Below are 14,825 nucleotides of genomic sequence, written 5' to 3'. Positions count from 1 at the left end.
TGACGCGTGACCACGCGTGACCACGTCTCACCGCCACGGCCTGGAAGGGAGAGGCGCCCTCTCTCTGGCACCACTACGTCGCCTACCGCGCGTTCGTCCGTGCCAAGGTCGGGCTGATCCAGTCACGCCAGGCCGCGGTCGGCGCGGAGGCAGCGGCACGCCGACTGATCACAGCGACCCTGCGGCACCTTCGTACAGCCGCTGTCAGCCTGACGCTCGTGGGCGGGCTCCCGGGCAGCGGGAAGTCCACGCTCTCCGGCGCACTGGCCGACCGCCTGGGAGTGACACTGCTCAGCAGTGACCGCCTCCGCAAGGAGCTGGCGGGCATCCCGGCCGAGGCGCCCGCGGCCGCCGGCTACGGCGAAGGCCTCTACACGCCGGAGTGGACCGACAAGACTTACGCGGTCCTGCTCGACCGCGCATCCGCCCTGCTGTCCTGCGGTGAGTCCGTCGTCCTGGACGCCACCTGGTCCGCTACGGGACAGCGTGAAGCCGCCCTGCGCATGGCGGAACGCGCCAGCGCCGACCTGGTTGCTCTGCACTGCCAGGTTCCGGGTGAGGTGTCGGCGGCCCGCCTGACCACCCGCACACCCGGGGCATCCGACGCCGGCCTCGAGGTGGCGGCCGCCATGGCGGCCGCGGAATCGCCATGGCCCGAAGCCGTCGTCGTCGACACGAGCGGCCCCTTGGAGGCCTCGATCGTCCGGGCGCTGTCAGCCGTTCGCCCTTACGGCATCGACCGGGCCCCGTATTCCGCCGCCCCTACATGGAGCCGGACTAGGAGGCCGGCTGCGACCATGCGGCGGCGACCTGTGTGCGGGCGACGTCCAGGCGCGCGGAGACGGGCACCGCGGTCAGGATGTCGATCTCGCCGTACAGCTCTACGACGAGGGCCCTGCCGACGGCATGTTCGCGCAGGAGGGGTGCGGACTGGATCTGGGTCTTGCGCATGTGCCCCAAAAGAGTGGGAACGAGGGGCGGGTCGGGAGGGCCGATTAGTTCCCCTGAGGTGCCATATGGGCACTTTCGACGGCCGTGGGGCGAAGACGAGGATGTGACCAGTCGCGTCCCGCGGCGTGGGGGCACCGCGCGTCTGGTGCAAGCCAGTGGAGCCTGTACCTTTGCGGGAGTGGCGCAGGGGACGCTCCCGCAGGGAGCACCGGGGTGTCGACGTTCAGCGTCCGGTGCGGCGGCCCCCGTGCTGTGTTCCCTCCACACGCCTTCAGGGGGAGAGCTCAGCGGCGCGGAGAGTCGGTCTCGGTGGCCGGGCCGTCGGTGTCGTCGACCTCGAACCTCAGGTCTTCCAAGACGTCGACCACCCCATCCACACCGCGACACAGCCGCAGGGCGACCGGAATGACGCTCTTGCGGTCTACGGTGCCACGCAGGGTGACACGTCCGTCGACGACATGCGCGGTCACCGTGTCGGGCGGGAAGCCCAGCGCGCGGATCAGCACATCTCCGGTGATCTCCTCGCGGATGGCGCGGTCCCCACGGAGGAACACCCGCAGCAGGTCGGCGCGGCTGACCACGCCGATCAGTCGACCGGACTCGTCCACCACCGGCAGTCGCTTGACCCCGCTCCGCTCCATCGCCTGGGCCGCCTCGACCACGGTCCATTCGGGGTGCGCGACGACGGCCGGGCTGGTCATCAGCCCGTCTGCCGTGGTCGCCTCAGCTTTGGTGCGCTCGGCCGACCGTGGGTGCAGGGAAGGCAGCAGTCCGGCTGGATCGAGTCGGCTCGCCTCTCTGCGCAACAGGTCCGCTTCGGACACCACTCCGACGGGCCGGTCGGTGTCGTCCACGACCGGAACGGCCGTGATGTCGTGCTCCGCGAGCAGTTTGGCGATCTCCGTGAAGGTCGCGTTCTGCTGCACGCTCACGACAGCTGTCGTCATCAGCTCGCTCACAATGCGGTGCCGCATGGCGTCTGCCTCCTTCGGCGTTTCCCCATCTCTACACTCCGACATTTCGGGTGGCCTCGTACGGAAGCCTGGGCCACACCTGAGGCCGCCCTGCCCGGCCCAACCTGACCGTGCGGCCGATGATGGCCGCCGGACGCCTGCCCGCGTCGTTCCTGGTCACCCACACCTTCCCGCTGAACCAGATGGAGGAGGCGTACGACGTCTTCTCCCGGGCCGCCGACACCGGCGTGCTCAAGGTCGTCCTCGGGGAGCAGCCCCACGACACCGTGGCCGTCAAGGCTGCCGACCAAGGGAAGCGAAGGAGGATGTCCGACCAGACACCCTCATGGATGCCCTCGCGCACTCCGGCCGGAGCGTCGTAGTAACTGGTCGCGCCTCTTTTCCGGACTAAAGAATTGATCACGAGACGGCCTCCTCGGTCCCGGACTCCTACCTCTGGACCTGACGACAAGTAACTGGTGGGTGGCTTTCGGGTAGTCAGGTGACCCGCTTCCCCCTGACCGCCGTCTCGTTGGGCTGAACGAATGGCCCGCGATTGACGACGAAGGGGCGGACCTGTGGCGGGAGTGGTTGCCAGAGGACGTCGTCGAGTGGTGGAGGTTCCAGCGGCTCGGCCTCCCGCTGTCGGTGCCGGCGGCCGGCCCGTGCCAGATGGTCGGCTTCGCCGGAAAGGCCACCCCGGGAAGCTGATCACCACGTTGGCGCCGGTCTGGGCGCTGCGGGAGAGTGGACATTCCAGGCGTTTCACCCGAGGAGGCCCTATGAGGCTTCTCATTCCGGTGTTCTCGCCCTTGATGGGGACCTGGGGAGGTCTGACGCGCGTTTTCGCCGTGGCCGAGGGAGCCCTGGCGGCCGGCCATGAGATCGCATGCTGCGCTTCGGGCGACCTGGAGTCCCGCCTGCGGCAGCGTGGGTACCGGGTCTTCAGCGGCCCGCCCGCGACGATGTTCGGCCTCCCGGCTGCGCTCTCACCGCGTCCATGAAGACACAGCAGCAGGTAAGTCATGGCTAAGCGGTTGGGGGACCGGATCCGCTCCTACACAGGGGCGGCCGGGGGCCGTCGAGGCCATGGCCAAGACCTGGAATCTGTGAACACGGACCGTCGCGCGCTGTCGAACAAGAGCGCGGCCAATCATGGCACCGAGGGCCACGCCACAGACCTACGATGACATGGTCCGTGTCGGCTTGGGGGGCGACGCGTAACTGAACATGCCGCGACGTGATTTGAAGTCGCCGGCAGGGTGGTCGCCGACACAATCCGCAGGTCACCGGCTTGCTCAACGGGTGCTCACCGGCATCGTGACGCGGCGCGGCCGACGACCGAAGGCTCCTGCGGCAATGCGGCATCCGGCCCGCGAGTGCAGCGTGAGACCCCAGCCAGCCTTTGGCGGCGTTCCAAAGTCATGGCGCAACTGGGGTTCAGTGGGCTGAGCCTCAGGGCCCATCCCGTCGCGTACGTCAGGGGCGCGGGGTGTCGGTGAAGACGGGCATTCCAAGGTCGACCGGTTGCGGCCGCGGCCGTCTGCGGGGGCCCGGGTGAGACTGGTGACCCCGGCGCGGTGGCGGGATCGAGGCTGCCCTGGAGTCCTTCGACTTCGCCGAGCCTGTCACTGCCTCGGGCCTCGCGGATGCGTTCGCGGAGGTTCTGGATGATCTCGAGAAGGCGGGGCCGCTGGCGGGCGTCGATCTGGAGGACGGGGCAATGGATGCAGGCGTGTTCGTGCTCGCAGGGGTGCCGTAGGGCCGTCCGCAGGTGGCATGAGAGACCTTGCGCAGCTCGAAGTACTGCTGGAAGTCGTGCCATTCCTGCTCGGCGGGCTCGCGGTGTCCCTCTTGCGGGCGCTCGGCTCGGTGGCGGTCAAGGAAGCGGGTTGCCCGGTCCCATTCGACTTGGATCACGCGCATCCACCGCCACCAACGCAAGCGGGTCGTAGGCGTAGCTGAGGATGTTCCCAGCCCGGTTGTCCCGAGCGACAAAGTCGATCAGGAACCTGCTCACCGGCTCCATCGCCTTTCCCTGCTCGTCGAAGGCACAGCCCCGGTCCCTTCGGCCCGCCCGTCCCCAGCGCGGTGGGCGGACCGACTGGATATCACGTGATGTCGCGTCCAACTCCGTTGCGCCCCTTCATCGTTCGGATGCGCAACAAGTAGCCGCTGGACCAGGCAGGCGCTGCACACGACTTCGGCACATCGCCCCGTAGTCCCGTCGGGCCTCGGTGGTGACTGAACCCGCAGAGCATGAGCGGTTGCCCGGACCGGCCCTCGTTCCTGGATGGCAGTGGGGGACCGTACGCATACGTCCGCGAGGCCTTCGGTTTATGCGGCGGATTCATCAACGCCTGGCCGTATGGGATTGTCCACGGCACGTCGGGCACCCTCGTCCAGCCCGAACGGCCCATCCGCTAGCGGCGCAGTGGGTCGGGTACTGGCCTGGCAGAGGGGGCAGCCCAAAGGCGGAGGTGCGGGGACGGCAGCAGGCGCGCTCGCGTGGGCGCCGCGTCGACGCGGCGCTCATCCCGCGTCGACCTGTAGCGGTACTGTCCATTCCAGGAGGGTGCCAGTGGGCTCGTTCGGCATGAGGGCGAAGGTGCCGCCGAGATTCTCGGCGCGGGTGGCGATGTTGGCCAGACCGCTGCGGCGGGTGGCTGCGGGGTCGATGCCGCGGCCGTTGTCGGCCACCCGCAGCCGCAAGGTGGCATCGGTGCCTTCGACTCCGATGTCCACGGCACTGGCGCCGGCATGCCGGGCGGCGTTGGAAAGGGCTTCGCGCAGCACCGCGAGAAGCTGTTCGCGGTGGTCCTCCGGGACGTCGGTGTCCAGCAGGCCGCTCATGCGCAGAGCGGGGGCGAAGCCAAGCGTCTCCGCCGCCTGGCTCACCTCGGCCACCAGCCGGGCACGCAGACCGGTGGCTTTGGAGCGGTCACTTTCGCGCAGGGCATAGATAGTGGAACGGACGACCTTGATCGTGTCGTCGAGGTCGTCCACCACCCGCTGGACGCGGTCGGCCACCTCAGGTCGGTCGGTGAGGCGGTTGAGGACCGATTGCAGACTGAGCCCACTGGCGAACAGCCGCTGGATGGCCAGATCGTGCAGGTCGCGGGCGATGCGATCGCGGTCGTTCAGGACGAGCAGCTGCTCGGCGTCACGGCGGTGTTCGGCGATCTCCAGAGCGAGCGCGGCGTGACCGGCGAACCCGGCGATCATCTCGACGGTGGCATCGGGGAACGCGGGGCCGCCCTGTTGGTTTGCGACCTGCAGGACACCGCGGACGCGCTCGGGAGTGCCCAGCGGAATCAAGAACGCCGGACCCAGTTCCAACGCAGAGGCACTCTCGGCCTCCGCGCGCGGATCCTGGCTGAGAGACGTGCTGACGATCGTCTCACCGGAGCTGAACACCTTGGCGGCCAGGCTGGTGCCGTCGGGCAGGGCCAGGCCCTGCAGCCGGTCGGCGTCGGTTCCGTCCGCTGCCTCGATGACCAGGTTTCCCGCCGCGCCCACCGGCACTGCCAGGGTGACCAGGTCCGCGCGGGCCAACTCCCGCACCGTGGCGGTGAAGGAGCGCAGGACCTCGGCGGGATCGGCGCCCGACAGCAGGGTACGGGTCAGCTCGCTGCTCGCCGCCAGCCAGCGTTCGCGGCGGCGCGCGTCGTCGTAGAGCCGGGCATTGTCGATCGCCACGCCGGCCGCCGCGCCGAGCGTGCGCAGTACTGCTTCGTCTTCTGCGTCGAACTGCGCCCCGCCGTTCTTCTCAGTCAGGTACAGGTTGCCGAAGATCCGGTCGCGGACCTGGACCGGAGTTCCGAGGAATGTGGTCATCGGCGGGTGGCCGGGCGGGAAGCCGACGGAGTCCGGGTGATCGCTGAGTACAGAGAGGCGCAGCGGGTGGGGCTTTCGGATGAGCAGGCCGAGGATGCCCTCGCCCAGCGGATAGTGGCCTATGCGGGCGATGGTCTCGTCGTCCACTCCCACCGTAATGAACTGCTTGATGCCGCCCTCGTCGCCGACGACCCCGAGCGCCCCATAGCGGCAGTCGACCAGCTGCACCGCGGACTCCACGATCTGATGCAGCACCACGTCCAGGTCCAGGTCGCTGCCGATGGCCAGGACCGCGTCCAGCAGGGTGTGCACCCGGTTCTGGGTGCCACGGACGCGCTTCACCTGCTCCTGCAGCTCCTCCAGCAGTTGGTCCAGGCGCAGCTGCGGCATCGATGGACCAGCGGCCGGTGCCTGCGGATCGTGCGCGCTCTGGTCCATTCGTGTCCCCCTCCCTCACACCGTGGTCCCATCATGCCCGAGTGGCCCCTTGCGCAGTCGAGCGCCTGTACTGGACGCGGTAGGCATCGGCCCACTGGCCGGGACGTACCCTGCCCGGCCGATGGGCCGCCGAATGGGCCGAAACCTGCCCGGAGCACTGGCAGCGGATGCGCTACTCACAGAGGTTGCTCCGCTCGAGCCACGGCCCGGAAGCCGCGTGCACGCCGCAGGCCCCGGCAACGGCTGACGGCGGCCGGCCCGGCAGACCTGAGTGTGAGAGGTGTCATCCGCATCAGTCGCGTTGGAACTGTGCTTTTCCGGGACTTTCACTCTGCTCCCTGCCAGTGCGAACGCACCGCCGGGCTCATCCATGAGGGCGTTGTGGAGCTTTTGTCAGACAATGGCGGGGGAAGGGGCCTCGCCCGTCCCGTCCGGGCGCAGTCGGAGAGTCCACCTGTCCGAGGGGCTCCAAGGTGCAGGCGAGGCTCGCCGGACGAGAGCCGCCCGTTGGTCCCCAGGGAGGTGTCATGCCGGTGCCACCGCTTGAGATCACGTCCGTTTCGGCGCTGGTCGCCGACGCGACTGCCGCTCCGTCGATGCATAATGCGCAGCCCTGGAGATTCCGCTTCCTACGCGACAGCCAGACCGTGCAGCTCCGTGCCGACCTGGAGCGCGCCATGCCCGGTACCGACCCCGACCGCCGCGCGCTGCATCTGGGCTGCGGTGCGGCCCTGCTCAATCTGCGCGTCGCCGCGATGCGGGCGGGCCGGCGGCCGGACGTTCAGCTGCTGCCCGACTCCACGGACCAGTCGCTGCTCGCCGCGGTTCGTCTGTCCGATCCTGTCGACGCTGAGGCCCCAGACTCCCTGGCTGAGCTGTATCCGGCGATCCGCCGACGGCACACCAGCCGTTGGCCGTTCGCGGACACCGACATCCCGGCCGACGTTCAGGCTGCCCTCGTCGACGCCGCCCGGGAGGAAGGCGCCCAACTGCTCTTCCCCTCCGCATGGCACGTGGATCTGTTGGAGGAGCTGGTCCACGACGCCGAGGGCCGCGACGCGGTGGACCCCGGCCGCATGGAGGATGTGGCGCGCTGGACGCGTATCGGCGCCGACGAGGCGGACACGGCGGTCGAGGGCATCCCCGAATACGCCTTCGGCCCCCGCAAACGGGACGGCAAGGCACCGGTGCGCGACTTCGCCGGCCGCCGGGCGGTGGCCGACCGCGGAGCCACCGCCTTCGAGCGGAACCCGCACCTGGCGCTCCTGGGGACACGGGAGGACCGGCCGAGGGACTGGTTGTGCGCCGGACAGGCAATGGAGCGCGTCCTCCTGCTGGCCACCCACCACGATCTGGCCACCTCCCTCACCTCGCACGCCCTGGAGTGGCCGGATCTGCGTGGCCTGGCGCGCGATCCGCTGTCGGACATGGGCCACGTACAGATGGTCCTGCGCCTCGGGTACGGCCCGCAGGGCCCGGCCACTCCACGCCGACCGGTGCGGGATGTGCTGGACGTGGAATAGGCCGGTGCCGGCGCTTCCGGCCCACCAGCGCATCCACGGGGGTACTCGTAGCCCGCAGCTCGTGAGGGCTGTCGTGCCCCGCGGCCATACGCCAACTCGACCGACACTCGGCGGATGGAACGGTTCCTGTTCAAAGTGCACCGGATCTCGGGCCCGATGCGACAGAACCCGTACTGCGGGACCAAGGTCCCGGCAACTGGGACCGGTCGCCTCAAGGCGTCCCACGCGACGAGGGATTGACCCGTGCACGGCACACCACGACAGCCCCGAGGCCGACTCCTAGTCCGCGACAGCGGCTTCGGCGGCAAGAACATCCGGACTCCGACCACACGCCCGCCCGGAGTTTGCGGCGCCATCGCGAGACCGGCGCCACGCGAACTACCTCCGGTGCAGGGTCTCGAGCGCGCCCGCCAGTACGTGGGGATCGTGGTGCCCCTTGTAGACCTCGGGCGGCCGCTTGTCGAGCCCGAGGAGTTGAGCGACCGCTGTCCACGCGGTGCGTACGGAGTACTCGACGGTGAAGACGACGTCGTCGGGCACCTCGGCGAACTGACCGATGAAGGCGAGGTTCACCGACCCCTTGGGCACGACCTCGGGGCGGTCGTCGCGGCGTCGGACGAGGAACTGGCTGGTGATGTACGGCATCAGACAGGGCACGACGGTGGAGGTCTTCCGGACGCGGTCCGTCACGTGCTTGTCGAACCGCAGATGGTGTAGGACCTCCTCGAGGATCTCCCCGCCCGAGCACATCGTCATCGGCTTCACGGTGTGGTTGCCCGCCCGGCCGGGGAACAGGCCGTAGCCCCACCAGACTCCGACGTCCTCGGGCTGGTCGCGGTAGACGGGCTGGCGGTTGGCGACGATGGTGAGCAGCCAGTTGGAGTCGGTGAAGGTCATCAGGCCGCCCTTACCGGTCTCCCGGCCGCTGAACTCCTTGAGCGCGTCGAGGAAAGCCGGGTCCTTGGTCGTGACGGTGAACGACTCCCACCGGGACTCCTTGACGTGCTTGTCGAAGGCGTCCGGATTGCCGAAGTCGTCGCGTCCCCTGGCCAGTCGGTGCCAGAGCAGCCACGCGTCCGAGCGCCGGGGAGGCGGCGGCGGTGCCGTGGTGTGCGAGCCGAGGCTGGAGGCGTCGGTCATGGAACCGTTGGTGACCAGGACGAGGTCCGAGGGAGCCACGTCGATCTGCTCGTCGCGCCCGTTGCGGGACAGGTAGAGACGGTCGACCGTGGTGCTCCGGTGCCCCGGCACGAGTCCCAGGTCGATGACGTGGCATCCGGTGTGGAGACTGACGCCGCGGTCCCGCAGCCAGTCCGTCAGAGGCCGCACGATGGAGTCGTACTGGTTGTAGCGGGTCCGGTAAATGCCCGACATCGACGAGAACTCGGGGAGGAGGTGGATGAAGCGTCTGAGATAGCGGCGGAACTCGATGGCGCTGTGCCAGGGCTGAAACGCGAACGTGGTGCACCACATGAACCAGAAGTTCGTGGTGAAGAAGTGCTCGCCGAAGCAGTCGGTGATGCGCTTGCCGTCCAGATGTCCCTCCGGGACTGCCAGACAGCGGACCAGGTCCAGCCGGTCCCGCTCGGAGAACCCCATCGAGCGGGCGTCGACGATCTTTCCCTCCTCGTCGACGAGACGCGAGATGTCGTTCCAGGCGAACTCCTCGTGCCCGGCGAGGATGTCCTGCGTCACCGACACCGCGGGGTCGTCGAGTGAGGGAATGCCGGACAGCAGGTCATACGTGCAGCGGAATTCGGCCTCGAACATCCGCCCGCCGCGCATGCTGTAGCCGGCGTCCGCCGTGCCGCCCGCGTCCAGGCTGCCGCCCATCCGCCGCTGCTCCTCGAAGAGATGGATGTCCGTTCCGTCGAAGCCTCCGTCACGGATCAGGAACGTCGCCGCGGCCAGCGCCGCGATGCCGCTGCCCACCAGATACGCCTTCGCCATCACACAACTCCTCGTTCTCGCCCGTCGACCGGGAATCACACAGCCCACGGTTTCCTGCGGCCGTGGCCGCCGTCAGTGAGCCGTAGGTCACCGGTGTGGTCCGGTCGGCCCTGGAACGGCCCTGCACAGCGCCCGCGCGCAGGCGCGCGAAGAGGATTCGGCCCGGTCGGTGGGCCGTCACCGACCGGGGCTGTGCGCACCGGACGCTCACGTCCCGTGCGGGTCCGCCGCGTTGCCGCTCGCTTCGGAAGGACGGGAGGCCGGGTCGGCGCCGCGCCAGGGCGGGGTCGTCGCCCGGTGGCCGCTGTCCCGGGCGGCCTTGGCGGTCTGACGGCGCAGCCGGTCCTGGAGCTGGTCGACGAGCTCGTGGCCGGTGGCCTCCTCGGCGTGGACGACCACTTGGCGGTCACCGACGTGCAGCTCGGCCGTGGCCGACCAAGGGCGGTCCGCGTGATGGGCGGCTGCCTTGGTGATCCGCACCTCACCGGTGACGGCGGGCAGTCCCGGCCGGCCCGCGACGGCGTCGATCTTCACTCGCGCGTACGTGAGGGTCTCCTCGTCCACCGCGCCGTCGGAGCGCAACCGCACCGCGGAAGTGGTTCGGGCTTGGGCGTGGTCGCCGGTCATATGGATTTCTCCTTCAGAGCATCAGGATGTCCGTCGTGGTTCAGGCGATCGGACCGGGCAGCCACAGGTCGGGGCCGAAGACTTCGTACCGGACGCGCCGTGCCGGGACTCCGGCGCGCAGCAACTGGCCGCGCACTGCGCGCATGAACGGCAGCGGGCCGCACAGGAACACCGTGGCGCCGTCGGGCAGTTCGACTCCGTCCAGGTCCATCAGGCCGACGCGGGCGGCGGGTTCCTCCGGTCCGGGGTGCTCGTACCAGAACACGGCTCGGGCGGCCGGCAATTGCTCGACGAGTCCCCGCGTCTCGGTGCGCAGGGCGTGTTCGGCAGGGGAGCGGTCGGCGTGCAGGACGAGGACCCGCCGGCTGGATCCGATGGCGGTGAGATGAGCCAGCATGCCCGTCATGGGCGTGCAGCCGATGCCCGCCGAGACGAGCACGAGCGGAGCGGTGGCGTCGGCCGGATCGTCGAGGACGACATCGCCGAAGGGTGCGGAGAGCGTGAGCTCGTCGCCCGTGCGAACCCCGTCGTGCAGCAGGTTGGAGACCTCGCCGTCCGGCCCGCCGGCCGGGCCGGCGACCCGCTTGACGGTGATCCGCCGCAGTTCCCCGCCCGGGTCCGAGGACAGACTGTACTGGCGCAACTGGAGTACGCCGTCGGGCATGCGGACGCGAATGCTCACGTACTGACCGGCCCGAGCCCTCGGAGCGGGTTCATCGTCGGCCGGACGCAGCACGAAGGACACCACGTCCGGGGTCTCGTCGCGGCGTTCGACGACCGTCCATTGTCGCCAGGTCCGGCCGGGCAGCATTCCCGCGTTCTGATACAGCCGGGCCTCCTGGCCGATCAGGGCACCGGCCATCAGCCAGTACACCTCGTCCCAGGCGGCGGCCACCTCCGGGGTGACCGCGTCGCCGAGGACCTCGGCCATCGCGCCGAACAGGTACTTGTGCACGATCGTGTACTGATCGTCGGCGACCCCGACAGCGGCGTGCTTGTGGGCGATACGGCTCAGCAGGGCGTCGGGCCGGACATCCGGCTCCTCCAGCAGCGCGGTCGCGAACACGGCGATCGAGCCGGCCAGGGCACGGCGCTGGGCGCCGTTGGCCTGGTTGCCGCGGTTGAACATCCCGTCGAGCAGCTCCGGCCGGTCGCGGAACATGGCGCCGTAGAAATGGCTGGTGATCTCGTCAAGTGACTCGGCCACCACGGGCAGTGTGGCCCGCACCACGTCGGCGGACTCTGTGGACAGCATGAAGCCTCCCGGGAAAAGGGGGGATGAGAGAGCAAAGGGGCCGCGTCGACTGGGCGGCGGTCTCTGTGTAGCAGTCGTCGGCCTGCGATTCGGCGTCGTTTCGCGGCACCGGGCGAAGAGGGGCCGAACGGCCCCAGCGACTCGTCCCCATCGGCCCCAGGGGACCTGCTCGTGACGGGGCCGTACGGCGCCGCACCGGGCTCCCGACGGCCCTGTCCGCCGTAGCTGCCGGGGACAAGCATCGAAACCGGAGACGTCCGAGGAATCCCGCGGACGGTGTCGGGAACGTATGCGGAGGCAAGCGATGACGACGGTGGCCTCGATAGAAGCGTCGGTGTGGCGTGGGTTCGTGGGGGAGCGCTGGCGCGACCGCGTGGACGTGCGCGACTTCATTCAGGCCAACTACACACCGTACGAAGGGGGTTCGGCGTTCCTGGTCGGTCCCACGGGGCGCACTCTTGCCGTCTGGCGCAAGGTCAGTGCGCTGTTCCCCGAGGAGCGGCGGAAGGGAATCCTGGATGTCGACCCCGGCACTCCGTCCACCATCACCTCGCACCGGCCGGGCTTCATCGACCGTGAGCGGGAATTGATCGTCGGCCTGCAGACCGACGCCCCGCTCAGGCGGGCGATCATGCCCAATGGTGGACTGCGGATGGTCGAGAACGGGCTGAAGGCGTACGGCTACAAGGCCGACCCTTTCGTCACACGCGTGTTTGGGACCTACCGCAAGACCCACAACGACGGTGTCTTCGACGCCTACACCCCCGAGATGCGCGCCGTCCGTAAGGCCGGGATCATCACCGGACTGCCCGACGCCTACGGCCGCGGCCGGATCATCGGCGACTACCGGCGGGTGGCACTCTACGGCACGGCACGGCTGATCAGGGCCAAGCGGGCCGAGCGGGCGCTGCTGGACGAGCGGCCCTCCGGCGCGGATGTCATCCGCGACCGCGAGGAGCTCGCCGAGCAGATACGGGCGCTGGGTGAGCTCAACGAGATGGCGACCTCCTACGGCTGCGACGTCTCCCGCCCCGCCGCCACCGCCCAGGAGGCCGTCCAGTGGCTCTACCTCGGCTTCCTTGCCGCGGTGAAGGAGCAGAACGGCGCCGCGATGTCGCTGGGCCGCACCTCCACCTTCCTGGACGTCTACCTGCAGCGCGACCTGGAGGAGGGCTCGATCGACGAGTCCCGTGCCCAAGAGCTGATCGACGACTTCGTGATCAAGCTGCGGATCGTACGCTTCCTGCGCACCCCCGAATACGACGCGCTGTTCTCCGGTGACCCGACCTGGGTGACGGAGTCCATCGGCGGCATCGGCGCGGACGGCCGCCCGCTGGTCACCCGCACCTCCTTCCGCTTCCTGCAGACCCTCTACAACCTCGGTCCCGCGCCCGAGCCCAACCTGACGGTGCTGTGGTCGCCCCGACTGCCGTCTGGGTTCAAGGAGTTCTGCGCCCAGGCATCGATCGACACCAGCGCCGTCCAGTACGAATCCGATGAGCTGATGCGCCCGCGCACCGGCGACGACACCGCGATCGCCTGCTGTGTGTCGGCGATGGCGGTGGGGAAGCAGATGCAGTTCTTCGGGGCACGGGTCAATCTCGCCAAGGCACTGCTGTACGCGATCAACGGTGGCCGGGACGAGATGAGCGGCGAGCAGATCGCTCCCGAGGCTCCCGCGCTGACCGGTGAGTACCTGGAGTACAAGGAACTGTCGGCGGCGTACGACCGGATGCTGGACTGGCTCGCGGCGACCTATGTCAACACGCTCAACGTCATCCACTACATGCACGACAAGTACGCCTACGAGCGCATCGAGATGGCGCTGCACGACCACCCGGTGCACCGCTTCATGGCCTGCGGCATCGCGGGTCTGTCGGTCGCCGCGGACAGTCTGTCCGCCGTCAAGTACGCACGGGTGAGGGTCATTCGGGACAGCACGGGGCTCGCTGTGGACTATGAGACCGAGGGGGAGTGGCCCGCGTACGGGAACAACGACGATCGCGCGGACGCCATCGCGATCGGGCTGGTCGAGTCCTTCATGGCGAAGGTCCGCGAGCACCCCACCTACCGGAACGCCGAGCACACCCAGTCGGTGCTGACGATCACCTCGAACGTCGTCTACGGCAAGCACACGGGCAACACCCCCGACGGCCGGCGCGCCGGACAGCCCTTCGCACCCGGCGCGAACCCCATGAACGGCCGCGACCGCCACGGAGTGGCCGCCTCCGCGCTCTCGGTCGCCAAGCTCCCGTACGAGCAGGCACGTGACGGCATCTCGTTGACCACGACGATCACCCCGGAGGGGTTGGGCCACGATCCGGTCGAGCGGGCCGGGAACCTGGTCGGCATCCTCGACGCGTACGTGTCCTCGGGCGGCTTCCACATGAACGTCAACGTCCTGGACCGGGCCACGCTGGAGGACGCGATGGAACACCCGGAGAAGTACCCGGAATTGACCATCCGGGTCTCCGGGTACGCCGTCAATTTCGTCCGCTTGACGCGCGAGCAGCAGCTCGACGTGATCAGCCGCACCTTCCACGGAGCGCTGTGAAGACCGTGACCAGCGGCCGGATCCACTCCTGGGACCTGTCCACCGGCGTGGACGGTCCCGGGACCCGGTTCGCCCTCTTCGTCAACGGCTGCCCGCTGCGCTGCCTCTACTGTGCCAACCCCGACACCTGGCACATGCGCGACGGGCGAGAGGCCACCGTCGACGAGGTGATGGCGGAGATCGACAAGTATCGGGCCTTCGTCACCACGGCCGGGGGAGGAGTGACCATCACCGGCGGCGAGCCGCTGCTGCAACCGGCCTTCACGGGTGCGGTGTTGCGTCGCTGCAAGGAGTCCGGACTGCACACCGCGCTGGATACCTCGGGCTTCCTCGGCGCCCGTGCCACCGACGAACTGCTCGCCGACACCGACCTGGTGCTCCTGGACATCAAGTCCTTCGACATCGGCACCTACCGGAAACTGACCGGCGGAGAGCTCGCCCCGACCCTCAACTTCGCCACGCGTCTGGACCGGCTGGAGACCCCGGTCTGGATCCGCTACGTCCTGGTCCCCGGCTGGACCGACGACGAGAGAGCCGTCGCTGGACTCGGAGCCTTCCTGGCCGGACTGCGCAACGTGCAACGCGTGGACGTCCTGCCGTTCCACAAACTTGGCGCCCACAAGTACGACGCGCTGGGGATCCCCTTCCCGCTGCGCGACACGCCCGTGCCGGACCCGGATCTCGCCGCGCGCGTGCGCGGGCAGTTCAGGGAGTACGGCCTGCGGGCGCTTTGACGA

Annotated in this window: 9 protein-coding genes and 2 pseudogenes; 5 read left to right on the top strand and 6 right to left on the bottom strand. The window is 69.2% G+C overall.

The genetic code is table 11. The features are described from left to right. Positions 1-56 precede the first annotated feature (56 nt). A pseudogene (locus IEY95_RS00615) lies at positions 57-781 on the top strand (P-loop nucleotide/nucleoside kinase family protein); the annotation flags it as partial. Here the strand turns inward: IEY95_RS00615 and IEY95_RS00610 are convergent. Both IEY95_RS00610 and IEY95_RS00605 read right to left on the bottom strand, forming a co-directional pair. Next, complete coding sequence (locus IEY95_RS00610; RefSeq protein WP_189183813.1) at positions 778-951, bottom strand: hypothetical protein; 174 nt, start codon at positions 949-951, stop codon at positions 778-780. The pseudogene IEY95_RS00615 and the gene IEY95_RS00610 sit on opposite strands and share 4 nt — an antisense overlap. Positions 952-1,235: 284 nt before the next feature. Next, positions 1,236-1,925 (bottom strand): CBS domain-containing protein, encoded by a 690-nt coding sequence (locus tag IEY95_RS00605; protein ID WP_189183812.1) that lies wholly within the window; start codon positions 1,923-1,925, stop codon positions 1,236-1,238. A 107-nt stretch (positions 1,926-2,032) separates the two neighbouring features. On the opposite strand from IEY95_RS00605, the pseudogene IEY95_RS00600 reads away from it, so the two are divergent. Then, positions 2,033-2,287: pseudogene (locus IEY95_RS00600) on the top strand (hypothetical protein); the annotation flags it as partial. Positions 2,288-4,436: 2,149 nt separating this feature from the next. On the opposite strand, the gene IEY95_RS00595 reads toward IEY95_RS00600, so the two are convergent. Then, positions 4,437-6,179: a sensor histidine kinase gene (locus tag IEY95_RS00595; protein ID WP_189183811.1), complete on the bottom strand. Its 1,743-nt coding sequence runs from the start codon at positions 6,177-6,179 to the stop codon at positions 4,437-4,439. A gap of 527 nt (positions 6,180-6,706) precedes the next feature. Between IEY95_RS00595 and IEY95_RS00590 the strand changes: the two genes are divergently transcribed. Continuing rightward, complete coding sequence (locus tag IEY95_RS00590; RefSeq protein ID WP_189183810.1) at positions 6,707-7,702, top strand: Acg family FMN-binding oxidoreductase; 996 nt, start codon at positions 6,707-6,709, stop codon at positions 7,700-7,702. Between the two features lie 378 nt (positions 7,703-8,080). Here the strand turns inward: IEY95_RS00590 and IEY95_RS00585 are convergent, their stop codons facing one another. From IEY95_RS00585 to IEY95_RS00575, 3 genes are all read right to left on the bottom strand, one after another. After that, positions 8,081-9,652, bottom strand: a complete 1,572-nt coding sequence (locus IEY95_RS00585; RefSeq protein ID WP_189183809.1) for an oleate hydratase — start codon at positions 9,650-9,652, stop codon at positions 8,081-8,083. A 207-nt stretch (positions 9,653-9,859) separates the two neighbouring features. Further along, positions 9,860-10,279: a hypothetical protein gene (locus IEY95_RS00580; RefSeq protein ID WP_189183808.1), complete on the bottom strand. Its 420-nt coding sequence runs from the start codon at positions 10,277-10,279 to the stop codon at positions 9,860-9,862. A 40-nt stretch (positions 10,280-10,319) separates the two neighbouring features. Then, positions 10,320-11,534, bottom strand: coding sequence for a globin domain-containing protein (locus IEY95_RS00575; protein WP_189183807.1), 1,215 nt, complete (start codon positions 11,532-11,534; stop codon positions 10,320-10,322). Between the two features lie 304 nt (positions 11,535-11,838). On the opposite strand from IEY95_RS00575, the gene pflB reads away from it, so the two are divergent. Further along, positions 11,839-14,088 (top strand): formate C-acetyltransferase, encoded by a 2,250-nt coding sequence (gene pflB / locus IEY95_RS00570; protein ID WP_189183806.1) that lies wholly within the window; start codon positions 11,839-11,841, stop codon positions 14,086-14,088. After that, positions 14,085-14,822 (top strand): pyruvate formate-lyase-activating protein, encoded by a 738-nt coding sequence (pflA, locus tag IEY95_RS00565; RefSeq protein WP_189183805.1) that lies wholly within the window; start codon positions 14,085-14,087, stop codon positions 14,820-14,822. The genes pflB and pflA overlap by 4 nt, the downstream gene beginning before the upstream one ends. Positions 14,823-14,825 lie beyond the last annotated feature (3 nt).

This window comes from Streptomyces albiflavescens (genome assembly GCF_014645835.1).
In the GTDB taxonomy this organism is placed as follows: domain Bacteria; phylum Actinomycetota; class Actinomycetes; order Streptomycetales; family Streptomycetaceae; genus Streptomyces; species Streptomyces albiflavescens.
This window is presented reverse-complemented; position numbering and strand designations above follow the sequence as displayed.